Source organism: Monashia sp. HAY1-2A, assembly GCF_056755315.1.
This window is the reverse complement of sequence record NZ_JBNDHY010000431.1, coordinates 1-270: the sequence shown is the minus strand read 5'-3', so window position 1 is coordinate 270 and position 270 is coordinate 1. Positions and strand designations below refer to the sequence as shown.

Genomic DNA, 270 nt, shown 5'->3' with positions numbered 1-270 from the left:
CTCCTTGCTGTAGCAATGGCCCCAGTCGCCGACGATCAGTTTCGTCGGCTGCGTCAGGTTGGCCAGCGTGATGAACGCCTGGGCCCGGAAGCCGTCCTGCCAGCCGGCCTGGATGTAGACCGGCACACCGGATTTGCGCACCGTGGCGCCATACGTGGCGATGCTGCCCTCCTCCCAGAACGGCGTGCCGGTCAGCGGCGAAACGTCGCCGCGGTTCGGCATGCCCGACCACAGGTCCAGCAGCGGCGTGTTGCGCGCATGGTCCTGGAC

At 67.8% G+C, this 270-nt stretch carries 1 protein-coding gene; it reads right to left on the bottom strand.

The window, feature by feature from the left end; all coding sequences use genetic code 11:
- On the bottom strand, positions 1-270 hold a 270-nt coding region (locus tag ACPYOM_RS22605; protein WP_481347679.1), incomplete at both ends, for a CocE/NonD family hydrolase.